Origin of the sequence: Labrys okinawensis (genome assembly GCF_002982075.1) — a bacterium.
GTDB lineage: Bacteria > Pseudomonadota > Alphaproteobacteria > Rhizobiales > Labraceae > Labrys > Labrys okinawensis_A.
Genome location: NZ_PUEJ01000003.1, coordinates 688,221 through 701,815, shown reverse-complemented (window position 1 = coordinate 701,815; position 13,595 = coordinate 688,221). Strand labels below are relative to the sequence as shown.

At 65.1% G+C, this 13,595-nt stretch carries 9 protein-coding genes; 3 read left to right on the top strand and 6 right to left on the bottom strand.

Going from position 1 to position 13,595, the window contains the following annotated elements; genetic code table 11:
- Nucleotide 1: 1 nt before the first annotated feature.
- The 4 genes from C5L14_RS10230 to mobA form a co-directional block, all read right to left on the bottom strand.
- A complete protein-coding gene (locus C5L14_RS10230; RefSeq protein ID WP_105861906.1) occupies nucleotides 2-1,411 on the bottom strand; it encodes an SWIM zinc finger family protein in 1,410 nt (469 codons plus the stop codon).
- Nucleotides 1,412-1,509: 98 nt separating this feature from the next.
- Nucleotides 1,510-2,172 carry an HAD family hydrolase gene (locus tag C5L14_RS10225; RefSeq protein ID WP_105861905.1) on the bottom strand — a complete coding sequence of 221 codons (663 nt, stop codon included), beginning with the start codon at nucleotides 2,170-2,172 and terminating at the stop codon, nucleotides 1,510-1,512.
- A gap of 14 nt (nucleotides 2,173-2,186) precedes the next feature.
- A complete protein-coding gene (locus tag C5L14_RS10220; protein WP_105861904.1) occupies nucleotides 2,187-3,932 on the bottom strand; it encodes an ABC transporter ATP-binding protein in 1,746 nt (581 codons plus the stop codon).
- A gap of 250 nt (nucleotides 3,933-4,182) precedes the next feature.
- The gene (gene mobA / locus C5L14_RS10215) at nucleotides 4,183-4,803 is read right to left on the bottom strand and encodes a molybdenum cofactor guanylyltransferase MobA (RefSeq protein ID WP_105861903.1); all 621 of its coding nucleotides are present in this window, start codon (nucleotides 4,801-4,803) and stop codon (nucleotides 4,183-4,185) included.
- A 209-nt stretch (nucleotides 4,804-5,012) separates the two neighbouring features.
- Here mobA and C5L14_RS10210 point away from each other — a divergent pair, with 209 nt between their 5' ends.
- The 3 genes from C5L14_RS10210 to C5L14_RS10200 are packed head-to-tail and all read left to right on the top strand — an operon-like array spanning nucleotide 5,013 to nucleotide 6,610.
- Nucleotides 5,013-5,279: a sulfurtransferase TusA family protein gene (locus C5L14_RS10210; protein WP_105861902.1), complete on the top strand. Its 267-nt coding sequence runs from the start codon at nucleotides 5,013-5,015 to the stop codon at nucleotides 5,277-5,279.
- Entirely contained in the window at nucleotides 5,279-5,797 is a 519-nt protein-coding gene (gene mobB / locus C5L14_RS10205; RefSeq protein ID WP_105861995.1) for a molybdopterin-guanine dinucleotide biosynthesis protein B, read from the top strand. Before C5L14_RS10210 ends, mobB begins: the two co-directional genes overlap by 1 nt.
- 60 nt (nucleotides 5,798-5,857) lie before the next feature.
- Entirely contained in the window at nucleotides 5,858-6,610 is a 753-nt protein-coding gene (locus C5L14_RS10200; protein WP_105861901.1) for an SDR family oxidoreductase, read from the top strand.
- 318 nt (nucleotides 6,611-6,928) lie between these two features.
- Here C5L14_RS10200 and C5L14_RS10195 read toward each other — a convergent pair whose 3' ends face one another.
- Together C5L14_RS10195 and C5L14_RS10190 are read right to left on the bottom strand one after the other, a co-directional pair.
- Nucleotides 6,929-11,233: a translocation/assembly module TamB domain-containing protein gene (locus C5L14_RS10195; RefSeq protein WP_105861900.1), complete on the bottom strand. Its 4,305-nt coding sequence runs from the start codon at nucleotides 11,231-11,233 to the stop codon at nucleotides 6,929-6,931.
- Complete coding sequence (locus C5L14_RS10190) at nucleotides 11,233-13,218, bottom strand: autotransporter assembly complex protein TamA (protein ID WP_181161106.1); 1,986 nt, start codon at nucleotides 13,216-13,218, stop codon at nucleotides 11,233-11,235. Before C5L14_RS10190 ends, C5L14_RS10195 begins: the two co-directional genes overlap by 1 nt.
- Nucleotides 13,219-13,595 lie beyond the last annotated feature (377 nt).

The window sequence follows — 13,595 nt, the reverse complement described above, 5'->3', positions numbered from 1 at the left end:
CCTATCCTGCGATCCAGCGCCCGAGCGGCGTCTCGGCGAGTTTCAACTCGAGGCGGTGGCCATCCCAGATACCGAAGACGGCGCTGCAGGCGATTCCGGCCAGGGCCTCGAGAGCGTCGTCACCCGGGCCGGCTCGAAGCGGAAATGCCATATCGCCTTGCAGGGTGGCGAGTACGGCACCTCCCGGCATCCGCACGACGACGGCTTCACGCGCCGCGATCGGCCAATCGCCGAGCCAGGGTTTGCGGGCCAAATGCGCCTCATAATCCTCCATCGCGGCCGGCAGATCGTCGGCCGGCGGTTGCCAGGCCTCGATCCTCTCCGTGCGACCCGCCTGCTCGGCGATGATGGCCCGCAGCGGCACGGGCGAAGGATAGAACAGCATCTCCGCCTCGAGACACTCTCCCGGCGCATAGACCGTACCGGTATTGCCGACAGAAACAGGGATGAAATCGACCATCAGGGCAAAGCGCGGTCCTTCCCCGCCATCGACACGGCCAAACCAGGTTTCGAGCCGCCGGAGCTTGTCGGGCTGAACTTCATTGACGGTCGCCAACACCATCCAGCGGCCGCGCTGCCGAAGCGCGTCGGGATCGGCGAACAGGGCCTCCTTGGTCATGGTCCAGCCAACCGCGAGGCGAACATCGGCTGCAAGCGCCGGCGGCAGGCCGGCCTGGCGACGATAGGCCTCGGCGATTAGGAAGAGTTCCCCGAGCCGCTGTACCAGAAAGTCGCCGCGTTCCTCATCCGGCATGGCGAAAAGAGCCGCCGGCAACTGCTCGACCCGGGCGGCAAGGCCATGAGCCTTGGCGTCGATGAGGCGCCGCGCCAGCAAGCGGCATTGATCGACGGCCATGCCCTGAAAGGCGGCAAGGCCGCGCTCGACCTGATCCTGGAGCCAGCGATCGAGGTCGTCGAGCCCGGCGAGGACCGAGGCTTCGCGCTCCTGGCGCAGGCGCTCGCGTTGAGCCGCGGCCCGGGCCAGCGCCTTGGGGTCCGGCACCTCCTCTTCGACCGGCGCTGCGTGGAGCGAGGCTCTTGGCTTGTCTTCTGCCGGCAGGGCTGCCGGTCGGGCACCACTGGACGGGCGGCGGCGGGACAACCATTCGGCCACCCAGCCGGGGCGTTCGGCCGTGCCGAAGGACTTGCCGTCTGCCCGCATCCACATCAAGGCGAGTGTGTGCTTGCAGGGAAATTTACGGCTGGGACAGCTGCATTTGTAGGCGAGATCGACTTCCGAGACGACGACACGATAGGGCAGCGACCCCGAACCCTGGCATTCTCCCCAGATCAAGGCCTGCCCGTCCTGGGCAATGGTGGGCCAGAGCGAGGGCTTCAGCAATTTGCGGGCAGCATCGATCGAGCCTTGATCGGGTGCAAGCTCCTCAACCTTTGCCAGTGTGAGAGTCATGCAGCTTCCGCTTCAGCACCGCGATCAACGCTCTCGAATCGAGGAAAGCTTACGCAGAGGAATCCGGCAGGCAAGGGGAATTCAGGTCACCGGTGCCATCAGGCGATACCGAGCCGGGCTGCCGCGAAGGGCCGGAGGCGCGGATCCTCATAATCGGCAATCGCCAGTTCCACCCCGGCGGCCAGCAACGCCTCTTCGCTCATGCTGGTGGCAAGACCGATCACCGCAAGGCCCGCTGCCCTGCCGGCGGTGATGCCCGAGCGCGAATCCTCGAAGGCCAGGCTGGAAGCGGCCCGTCCCTGCAGGCGTTCCAGGCCGACGAGGTAGGGATCGGGATGGGGCTTGGGATTGGCAACTTCGGCGCCGATCACCACGGTCGGGAAACGTTCCACCAGGCCCAGATTGACCAGCTGATGCTCCGCATTGTCCCGCGGCGCATTGGTGACGACGCCGACCGGCACCCCGTTCTTTTCCAGCCAGTCGAGAAAATCCGTCAGTCCCTTCGCCGGCTTCAGCCCGACGAAGAGGCTGCGGAACATCGCCTCCTTTTCATCGACGAGCTTGAGGGCGACATCCTCGTCGAGATCCTTCAGGAAGTTCCTGGCGAGCAGGCTGTTTGGCTGGCCCATGATCTCGGAGACATAAGTGTCGAGGGAAAGCTCGATCCCGTGCGGCGCCACCATCTCGCGCCAGGCCTCGTAATGCAGATGATCGGCATCGACCAAAGTGCCGTCGAGATCGAAGAGAGCAACGGATTTCACGGAACAAAACCTTTTCAGATAGGCAGGAGCTGGGGCTCGTCGCGGAACTGCACGGCATGGAGGGCGGCATAGCGCCCTGCCCTGGCGAGCAGTTCCTCATGGCTGCCCTCTTCGACCAGCCGGCCGGCATCGATCACGCAGATCTTGTCGGCTTCCTGGATGGTCTGCAGCCGGTGGGCGATCACCACGACGGTGCGCCCGGCGCACAGATCGTCGAGAGCATTCTGGACGGCCTGCTCGGATTGCGAGTCGAGCGCGGCGGTGGCCTCGTCCAGGAGGATGATCGAGGCATCGCGCAGGATGGCGCGTGCGATCGCGATGCGGGCACGCTGGCCGCCGGAAAGCTGCAGGCCGCGCTCGCCGACTTCGGTGTCGTATTCCCGGTCGAAATCCACGATGAAGTCATGGGCATGGGCGGCTTTGGCCGCCGCCTCGATCGCCTCCTGCGAGGCGCCCGGCCGCCCGAAGGCGATATTCTCCCGGATGGTGCCGGCAAACAGGAATACGTCCTGGCCGACATAGGCCATGGCGCTGCGCAGGCTGGCCACGGATACCGACGCGATATCCTGCTCGTCGATGCGGATCGTGCCCGCTCCCGGTTCATAGAAACGCAGGATCAGGTTGAGAACGGTCGACTTGCCCCCGCCGGAGGGACCGACCAGAGCGGTCGTCTTGCCGGCTTCGGCGACCAGGGACAGATCGTTGAGCACAGGCTCGTCCTGCTTGTAGCCGAAGCTCACGTGATCGAAGACGATATGGCCACCCTTGTTGACGAAAGAGGGCTTCTTGCTCTCGCCCGCCCCCTCCCGCGCCGGCTGATCGATGATGTCGTAAAACATGCTCACGCCGGCGACGGCGGCATTCAGGTCGACATTGACGCGGGCAAGCGCCTTGGACGGCGCATAGGCCGTGAGGAAGGCGAACAGGAACGAGATCAGCTCGTCGACGGTGAGCTGGCCGGCGGTGATACGCCAGCCGCCATAGACGATGACCGCCGCAACGGCAAAGCCGGCCATGGTCTCCATGATCGGGCCCGAGCGATTGCCGAGACCCGCCATCTTGTTGGCCGCAGCCTGGGCTTCGGCCACCCCGGCTGCCATGCGGGCCCGCATGGCCTGCTCCATGCCGAAGGACTTGACCACCCGGATCCCCTGCGAGGTTTCCTGGATGATGCCGGTGATCTGCGCGGTGCTCTGATATTGCCGCTTCACCACACGCCGGATTCGCTTGGTGATATAGCGGATGCCGAGCACGGCGGGCGGCATCACCACGAGGGCGGACAGGGCCAGCAACGGATCGCGCATGATCATCACGGCGATCAGCGCTCCGACCTGGAGCACGTTGGAAATCGAGGTGACCAGAAGATTGGAGGCGATACGCGAGGAATTGGCCACGAAAGTATTCGAGGCCACCATTTCGGTGGAATGCCGCGCGGTAAAGTAGGCCATATCCTGCTTGACGACATGATCGAACAGCCGCTGCTGCACGCTGGCGATGATGGAGTTGCCGATGCGGGCGAGCACTGTGTCCTTGGTATAGGCAGCCGCGCCACGGACCAGGAAGACCACGACGACCATCAGGGCAAAGCCTGCGATCTGCCCCATGCTCTGCTTGTCCCACATGGCGCGGATGACGGGGCCGATCAACCAGGCCACCAGCCCTCCCATCGATGCTTCGATAGCTCCGGCAGCGATCGCCACGCCATAGGCGCGGGTATGCTTGCTTCCTTCGTCGGAGAACAGGCGCCGCAGCAACGGCATGGCGCGGACAGCGTTCTGAGCCTCAGTGGAAATGGCGGCAACTCCTGGGGCGGAGTTTCCGGCGAACCCCTTTCATGGGCATTGCCGGAAGCTCTGCAAATGTTTGGTATCCTACGGATTTCGATGCGTCTTTGCGCTTTCCGGAAGGCCGTCAAATCGCAAGACGCACTGGCAATTGCCGCGCTTCTATCATCGGCGCGGAATTAAGGCCAGATGGGGGCATTGGTATGCCTTCGGGCTGGTCGGATGGTCAGGCAGCCGGAAAATGCGCGAGCAGGGCCTCCGCCTCCGCCATGCCGCCGGGATCGTTGACATTGGCAAAGGGGTCGAAGGGCTCGGCCGGCCAAACCACCTCGGCGAAATCGTGCCGGCGAAGGAAGGTTTCGACCCGGCGCTGATCCTCCTCGACCAGGGCCTTACGCAGGGCGGTGCGCAGATGAACCGGCCAGAGCGCCGCGGTCGGATGGCGCCGGCCGGCGGAAACGGCCACGGCGCCCCTCCCCGCCTGCGTGCCGGCCCGCAGTCTGGTGACGAGGTCTGCCGGCAGGAAGGGCGCGTCGCAAGGCACCACGGCCACCTCGTCGAAACCCGCCTGCGCGGCATGATCGAGACCGGCGAGCACACCGGCCAGCGGCCCCGGGAAATCCGGCACGCCATCCGGCAGGATGGAAAGGCCCAGCGCTTTGAAGCGCCGGGCGTCGCCATTGGCATTGAGAAACAGAGCCGCCACTTGCGGGCGCAGGCGCGCGGCGATGCGCTCGAGGATCGTCCGCCCGTCCAGAAAGGACAGCCCCTTGTCGCCACCTCCCATGCGGCGCGACAGGCCGCCGGCGAGAATCACACCCATGACGGCGCTCTCTGTCTTCTGCATGTCCTGGTTCAACGACGCTGCCTCGCCTTGCCACGATCGATGACGGTCGAGGATCACCGGACCGCCGCCCCGGGGATGTTCCACGCCGACACCGTTTGGAGCAAGCTCCCAAGCGACGTATCCTGATTTCTGCGGAGGTGAAGGGGGAGAATGCGTCGCGACGACGCAGAATGGTTGTATGCCAGCCTCCGGCTCGCTAGAGCGGAGATATGTCCGCTCATCCGACCTCGCCCTCGGCGACCGATCCGGCCCTGCGCATCGATCTGCGCGGCCTCAAATGCCCGCTGCCCGTGCTGCGGGCGCAGAAGGAGCTGGCGCGCCTGGCGCCCGGCGAACGCCTCGTCCTCGAATGCACCGATCCGATGGCTGCGATCGACTTGCCCAATCTGGCGCGTGAAACCGGCGACATCTATGAAGGGCGCAGTGAGGAGCAGGGCTTCACGGCGCACCATATTCGCAAGGGGCCGGCGCCATGATGCGGCTGATGGGGCTGTCGGGCTGGAGCGGCGCCGGCAAGACGACCCTGATTGCCGCCCTGATTCCGGCCCTGCTCCAGCGCGGGCTGACGGTGTCGACCATCAAGCACGCCCACCACGCCTTCGATGTCGACAAGCCGGGCAAGGATTCCTACATTCATCGTGAATCGGGCGCCCAGGAAGTGCTGGTCGCCTCCGCCCATCGTTTCGCCCTGATGCATGAACTACGCGGTGCTCCCGAGCCTCCCCTCGCCGAGCTCCTCCGGCGATTGTCGCCGGTCGACCTCGTGATCGTCGAAGGCTTCAAGAGCGATCCGCATCCCAAGATCGAGGTGCATCGCACGGCGACCGACAAGGATTACATCTATCCCGGCGATCCCTATATTCGCGCTATCGCCACGGACGCACCCGGCCCCTTCCCGATGCCGCGCTTCGAGCTCGACGATATCGAGGGAATTGCGGAATGGGTGATCCGCGAGGCCGTACCCATCGAACGGGGAGACGTCTCAGCTCTCTGACCGATCAAATCACATCCATCCCTTCAGCCAGCCAAGGCCGATCACAGGCGGGAGTTTTCCATGTCGCAGCGCCCTCTCCTTCTCGTCACCGGCGGAAGCCGCGGCATCGGTGCCGCCATTTCGCTCAAGGCTGCCCAAGCCGGCTACGACCTCGTCATCAACTATCGCAGCGACCATGCCGCGGCCGAAGCCGTGGCGCAGGCCGCCCGCCTTGCCGGGGCACGCGTGCTGGCCCGTGCCGGGGACATGGCCAGGGAAGACGACATCGCGGCCCTGTTCGCGGCGGTCGACGATTTCGGCAGGCTGACCCATCTGGTCAACAATGCCGGCATCACCGGCAAATCCGGGCGGCTCGCCGATACCGACCCGGCCATCATCCGCGAGACGATCGACGTCAACGTCACCGGCGCCATCCTGGTGGCGCGTGAGGCGGCCAGGCGGCTTTCGACCCGGCTGGGCGGCCTGGGCGGGGCCATCGTCAACATGTCGTCCGCCGCGGCCACCTTGGGCTCGCCGGGCGAATATGTCTGGTACGCCGCATCCAAGGCGGCGATCGACGGGCTGACCTATGGTCTTGCCCGGGAGCTCGCCACCGAGGGCGTTCGCGTCAACGCCATCCAGCCCGGCATGGTCGACACTGAGATCCATGCCCGCAGCACGGGCGACGCCGGGCGTGTGGAACGCATCAGGCCGAGCATTCCGATGCAGCGCATCGGCACCGCCGAAGAGATCGCCGATGCGACGCTCTATCTGTTGTCGGACGCTGCGAGCTATGTCACCGCCTCGATCCTGCGCGTTGCAGGCGGCCGCTGACGCCTTTTCGGAAGGTCGATCGACTTGTCGATCAGCGTTGCAAGAGACCAGATCTCTCAGTTCGAAGAGCTGAGAAGCGCTTGCCCCTATATGATGGAGGGCCGAAAGGCTGGGAAAATGGGAGGCCCGGCTTAGGGCTGGGGGGCTGTCTGATTAAAGACCCGGGCCTCCAGCTTCCATTTCCAAAGAAGCGCCGCGATCATAGGATCTTGCCCACTCCCCAACAATCATACCTTTGTATGCTGCTCGCCGCAGTGTCGCGCGCCGGCGGGGACGGAAACACTCCAACCGCATGATTGGAAAAGCGGAAATTCCGCCTCAATATTCGCGTTCGTAGTAGATGCCGCCCTTTGAGCCTTCGGTACCGGCCTGGCCGCGCAGCTTGAGGTTCCTGGTGACATCGAGATTGATGGTAGCGTCGGTCTGGCCGCCCACGCCCGAGGTCACGCCCAGATAGATCTTGTCGCCGATATAGGTGCCGGCCTGCACGGCCGCATTGCCGCTCGAATCGGTGACCACGCCGAGATTGTCGAGGCCGGTCGACTTGCGGATGCTGTCGAGCAGGCCGGGACCGGAGGGGCCGCCGGCGAGCTGGGCCACGGCGGTGGCGAGCTGGGCAAGCTGCAGGGGCGAGAGGTCCTGGATGCTGCGGCCGAACAGGAAGCGGGCCATCACCTCGTCCTGCGGCAGCTGGGGCACCGAGGAGAGCACGATCTGCGGATCGGAGGCGCGCCCCGTCACCCGCACCGTCACCGTGATCGCGCTGCTGCGGGTGGAGGCGACGAAATCGATATTGGGATCGAGATCGCCGACCAGGGTCACCTTACCACTATCGAACACGATGTGCTGGCCGATGACGTCGAGCGAACCGCGGCGCATCTCCAGAAAACCCACCGGCGATATGGCAGCGACCGAACCCTTCAGCGCCATCTGCCCGCCGAGTTCGGCATCGATGCCGCGGCCGCGCACGAAGATGCGGGCGGGCGCATCGATGGTCAGGTCGAGCACCACATTGGGACCGGAAGCGGCCTTGCCCTTCCTGGGCTTGCCGGCTGCCGCGGTTTCCTTCGCCTTCGCCAGGGTCTGGGTCACCTCACGCGGCGGCTTGAGATGCCTGACGCCGAGCATGGCCGCATTGGCGGCAAAGCGCTCGGGAATGGTGATCTCGGCACGCTGAATGTCGATGCGGCCACCGATGACCGGTCTCGCCATCAAGGGGCCTCGCACCGTGATGTCGCTGGAGACGATCGCCGTCGCCAGATTGCCGTCGGTGAGCTTGGCGTTGCGGGCCGTGATCTTCAGGTCGGCGGCGAAATCGGGCTTCAAGCCGACCGAACCGCTGACGCCGATCGTGCCGCCCCCCTGGGTCGTCGCGGTGAACTGGGCGATGGTCGCCCGGTCGCGGTCGAAGCGGATGGTGCTGCCGATCCCCGTCAGCTTCATGCCGGTCTCGGGATCGGTCACCGTGCCGCCGGCGATCACCGCCTGGCCGGACACGGCCGGAGCCGAGATCGATCCGCCCGCCTTGGCATTGAGGGTGAGCGTACCGGTGGCGCGCCCGCCGCGGTCGCGCAGGGCACCATTGGCCAGAGCGAGCGGCGCCGAGGCCTGCACGTCGACGGAAAGGCCCGATCCCTGCAAGGGCACATGGCCGCGCGCGGTGACCGACAGCCCCCCCGCTCCCGTCAGGCTGGCATTGCCGATGGTGACGGCCTTGCCTGCGTACCGGCCATTGGCGGCGAGCTGCAGGGCCGGGATGCCGAATCCCTTGGCGGCGGCGACGCTGAGGCCGCTGCCCTTCACGTCGAACTCCGCCGCCGGATCGGCAGGCTTGCCGGAAAGCTTCACATTGGCCGACAGCGTGCCCGTGGCGCCGAGACCGGGCGAAGCGATATTGGCGAGCGACAGCGGCAATTGGCCGACGACGATATTCATCGCCAGGGTCTCGCCGACCTTGCCGTCGACGGACACGACACCGCCTTGCCCGATCCTGAGCACGGCCTTGGGTATGGTGACCCCGCTCTTGCGGCTAGCGATGGTGACGGGCGACTGCAAGGAAGCGGAGATGCCCTGCTGCGAGACGTCGAGCTTGTCGAGCCGGGCATCGAGCCCGTCGCCGGCCGGCTTCACCGCGCCCGCAAGCGCGAGCTTGCCCTTCGGCATGGTGCCTTGCAGCTGGAACGCGGTGGCGTTCTCGCCTTCCGACTTGGCGGTAGCCTGCAACTGGCTGAGGATGAAGGAACCGGCCTGGACATTGGCCGCGTTGAGCGTGCCCTCGAGTGCAGGTACGCCGGTGAGATCCCGACCGGTCAGATCGATCGTGGCGGAGCCGATGCTGTTGGCTTCGACCTTGAGCGCCTTCGCTTGCGCCTTGATCGCGGCATTCTGCTTGGTGCCGTCGACCGAGAGGCCGATATCGGCGGTGAGCGAACCCGATGCCTTGACGAGCAGGAGCGGCGCGATCGCCGCCATGTCCGGGATCGCGGCATTGAGCCGGCCGCTCGCGCGCCCGCTCGGGGCCACGGCCAGATCGCCCGCGAGCTGGGCTGCGCCGGCGCCGACATTCAGGCCGTTGATCTGGTGCGTTCCGTCCGGCAGCGTGGCGATCGTCGCCCGCGCCTTCACGGGCATACGGTCGAGCTGGCCGGCGAGCGAGAAAACGCCATTGACGGCCGGTCCGGCGACGCTGCCGGTGAAATTGGCCTTGCCGTCGGTGAACGGCTTGCCCTGAAGCATGAGCCTGGGCGCCGTGAGGTCGGCGACGACGTCCGGCTTCTCGGCACTTCCCTTCAGGCTCGCAGTCACCTCCACCGCACCGGAAGCACGGTCCGTCACCAGCTTGATGTCGGAGAGGCTGGCCGCCGCCTTGAAATCCATCGCCTTCGCGCCATAGAGGCCATCGGCCGAGGCGTTGAACTGCGGGTTGCCGAGGGTGACCTGGTCGAAGTGCAGGCCTGCGGTATCGCGCCGGACGCCGCCCCTCAGATCGGTCGCTCCCTTAAGCACGGCATCGAGGCGCGGATCGCCAAGCACGATGTCGCTGGCCTTGCCCTCGAAGGTAAGCGCGAGACCGCCACCGGCCAGAGCGACGTCCCCCTTGGCGGTGAGGTCGGCCTTGCCGCGCAATTCGCGCCCTGCCAGGCCGGAGAATACCGAGATGTCGGGCGTGGCCAGCGAGTAGATGCCGCTCATCTTGCTGCCGACGACGCCCGTGAAGCCGGCCTGGAAAGCATTCGCCGCCAGGCGCACGCCGTCGACCACCACCGGCTGCCCCGCCTGCCACCTGCCGGCCGCGGTGAGGCCGAGACTGCTGCCGAGCGCCTTGGCAAGGCCTGCATCGGACGAACTGAGCTTGTCGCCTCGCCCGTCCACCTTGAAGGTGAGGCTGCGTTTTTGCGGATCGGCCAGGTTCTGGGCGTCACCGCCGGCCTTGATGGTGGCGCTCTCGGCGGCTACCGTCCCGGCGGCCAGCTTCTGCAGATCGAAATTCGCGGTCCAGCCGCCATCGCCGAATTGGGCCGCCAGGGTCATCCCCTTGATGCGGGCATTGCCGCCCGGCAGCAGGATGTCGTGGCCATCCTCGGCGCCGAATTTGCCGTCCAGCTTGAGCCTGGTTGGAAAGGCGTCGGGGGAAAGCGCACCCGACAAGGCGAGGTCGAGCACGCCGGATTTGACGGTGGCATGCTTGAGCTCATAGCCACCGCCCGCGGCCTGGCCGCCTTCGATCGAAAGGGCAGACTGGCCGCGGACGAAATCGGCATAGGCCGGATCGACGAGCCGTTCCAGATTGCCCCCGAGATCGGCCTTGAAGGTGACCCCGTTCGCGCCCTGGGCAAGCGTTGCCTTGCCGCCGAACAGCTTGTTGCCGTCGGCCGAGAGGGCGATGTCGGCGGCGAAGTTGTCGAGCGGCCCGGAACCCACGATCGTGAAACCGAGCGGCGGCTGGCCGGGCACCTTCAGCATGCTGCTCAGGAAGCCGCCATGTGGTTCCTGCAGCGAAAGATTGAGGCCCAATTGCTTGGTGGCATTGTCGAAATCGGCGGTGAACGTCAGATCGCCGCCGGCCGGCTGCGTGCGCTTGATCAGCAATTCCGAATGCAGCTTGCCATCAGCCAGCAGAGCATTGCCGCCGACATCGAATACCGTATCCTCGCCGGCCAGGGCAGCCGAGAGCTTGACGACGGGCACGGCAAGCTTGCCGAGCTTCACCGAGACCGGCAGTTCGGGCAGGGAGAAGCCGCCCTCGCTCGCCGCCGGCTGCACGCCCTGGGGCGGATTGGGCTTGCGGGTGATCTCGATCGATCCGGCTTCCAGGAGGTCGACATCGAGCTTCTTGCTCATCAGAGCGAGCCGGCTCCAGACCAGATGCGCGTCCTTGATGGTCAGCCACACGCCTTGACGGTCGGCGATGGTGATGGACGAGATCCTCACATCCGATGACAGGGCGCCATCGATCTGCCCGAGAGAGATCTTCTGGTCGGGCGTCGAGATGGTGTCCTCGACATAGGTGATGAACCAGGACTTGTCGCTGGCATCATCGGCCCGTGCCGGCGCCAGCGCCCTCAGGCCGAGCGGCACGGCCACGATCGCGACAGCCGTGAAGAGAATGATCCGGCGCCGCATCAGAAGCTCTCCCCCAGTCCGATATAAAGGGCGAAAGGCGGCGTGTTCTTCTTCTTGACCTTGCCATCCTCGATGACGAAGCCCTTCACGGGCGTGAGACCCCTGGCAATATCGACGCGGATCGCCCCGAGGCTGGTATAATAGCGCAGGCCGATGCCGGCGCCGATTTTAATGTCCTCGTCGAAGGATGGATAGGCGCTGGAGAAGGCGCTGCCGGCATCGACGAAGGGAACGATGCCGATGCTGTCGGTCACCTTGATGCGCATTTCGAGCGAGCCCTCCAACAGGGAGCGGCCGCCCACGACGAACCCATTGTCGAGCTTGGGGCCGAGGCTGCGGAAATCATAGCCGCGTACCGAGCCGCCGCCGCCCGCATAGAACATGCGATCGCCGGGCAATTCGTCGGCGGGCGCCCCGACGACAGAGCCGACCGCAACCCGGCCGGCCAGCACATAGCGCCCCATTGCATCGAAGGAGAAATAGGCTGAGCCGTCGATACGGGTCACCGCACCGAAATTGCCGAACTTGGCTTCATAGAACGGTTCGAGCGCGCCCTTCAGGCGATAGCCGCGCGTCGGCTCGAGCTTGTCGTCGGTGGTGTCGTAGGCAAGTTCGCCGGGAAGACTGAACAGCAGGAGATTGCGCTTGCCGTAGAAGTCCTCGACCTGGTCATACTCCCCGTTCACCGCGATCTTGCCGGTCAACTGCTCGGAAAACTCATGGGCGAGCCCGACCCGCGCACGGAAGGTGTTCTGCGAATAGGGATCATAGACCTCGCGCTTGGCCAGCAACTGCGCCGTGAGATCCGTGAAGGGGTCGAAGATCCCCGGCTTCACGAAGGTCACGCCGCCGGAATAGGTGAATTTGGTCGGATCGGTCGAATCGATTCCCGCCACGGTGGCATCGAAGCGCAGGCGCTCGGCCTCCCCGAACAAATTGCGGTGCTCCCAATAGCCGTTGAGGCCGATGCCGTCGGTCGTGGAATATTCCGCACCGGCCCCGAAGACGTGCAGCGGGCGTTCCGAGACGGTGACCATCAGCGGCATCGTGCTGTCGGCCGCGATGGCATCGCCCTCCACGATGCTGGTGGTGGAGAACACCTGCAGGCGTTGCAGCCGGCGCTTGGCCAGTTCGATCTCGGCCGGATCGTATTGATCGCCGGGCCGAAGCCCGGTCTGGCGCGCGACGAAGGCCGGATTCATATCCTTGGTGCCATCGACGGTCATGCGTCCATAATGGGCCAGACGGCCCGGCTCGACCGCCAGCGTGACATCGAGCTTGTGGTTGACGTGGTCGGCGGTGATCACGCGCGGCAGGGCCTTGGCCTTGGGGTAGCCCTGACGCCGCCAGGCATCGATCATCGCCTGCTCCGCCGACAGGACGATGTCCGAATTGGCCTGATGGCCGGGCTCGAGGCCGAGACGCTCGGGCGTCTTGGTCTTGGGAATGTCGTCGATCGGGCTGTGCGGCGCCCTGTTCTCCATCCTGATCCGGCCGAAGGTGAAGACGGGACCGGGGTTGACGTTGATCACCACCGGGACCGGATGCGGCAAGGTGGCGTCGACGGGAATGTCCTCGAGCCTGCGCCCGTTGACCAGGATCGAGATCGAGGCGCCGTAGCGTGCATTCGCATAGAGCGTGCCGAGAATGCGATCATATTCGGTACGCGCCTTGGAGAGGAAGGCGGGCGTGCTCGGCGGCGGCGTCTCGTCCTTGCCGCTATAGAGGGAAGATGCTCCCTCGACCGCGGACTTGATATCCTTGTCCCCGCCCGCGATCACCACCTCGATCTTGTAGGTCTGGGCGTCAGGCGAAACCGGCTTCTCGTCCGATCCGAAGAAATTGTAGCCGAAGAGCTTGAATGCCTCGGCGGGCTGGGGCTTCGCCCCGGCAATGAGCGCCGCGACGGCCACCGACAGGGCCAGCCCCTTGGCCAGACGCTGGCGCGCCGGCATCAGGCTTTCGAGCCTGCTGAGCCCCCTCATCGCTTGTCGATCGCCCCACGCCATAGACCAGCGCCCCCACCAAACCCCGATACGAGGGCGCCGCCCCGGAGGTGAACCTTACGCCAAATGACCTCTTCCGATCAACCCACCACCGTATATCATCATGAATAAACAGTTAACCGCACAATCAATCATATCGCGCAACTAAACTTATCCGTTAGGTCACGCTACAAAGTTTGAACATTCCTCATATACTTGGGCAGTGAATTTTCACTGCGCGGCGCATATTTGCATTCAAAGGTAATTGGGAGATATTTTTCTACAGAACTTCCAGCAAAAACTTCGAAGGCATGCTGACAATCGGCAAGATAATAACTTTACGTCATACCAATCGTATACAAATGGTAAAAACTATC